1 protein-coding gene is annotated in these 264 nt (G+C 73.1%); it reads right to left on the bottom strand.

Annotation, left to right across the window (positions count from 1 at the left end):
• A partial coding sequence (locus NR072_RS00250; RefSeq protein ID WP_256835744.1) for a transposase occupies positions 1-264 on the bottom strand: 264 nt, incomplete at both ends.

Below are 264 nucleotides of genomic sequence, written 5' to 3'. Positions count from 1 at the left end.
CCTTCACCGCCGGCCACATGCTCTTCGGGGTCACGGCCATCAGATTCGCCGCGTAGTGCGTGCGGCACCGTTGCCACACGGCCCCGGGCAGGTTCGCCGCCACGGCTTCCACGAGGCCGCGGTGGGAGTCCGAGGTCACCAGTGCCACCCCGGCCAGGCCACGGGCCACCAGGTCCGCGAAGAACTCGTTCCACGCCGCCCCGGACCCTGTGGTGGCCACCCTCAGCCCGAGGACTTCGCGGCGCCCGTCGGCGTTGACCCCGG

The organism is Micrococcus sp. Mcc89, assembly GCF_024519795.1.
GTDB lineage: Bacteria > Actinomycetota > Actinomycetes > Actinomycetales > Micrococcaceae > Micrococcus > Micrococcus luteus.
The sequence above is the reverse complement of the archived record's forward strand: the minus strand, read 5'-3'. Positions and strand labels throughout refer to the sequence as shown.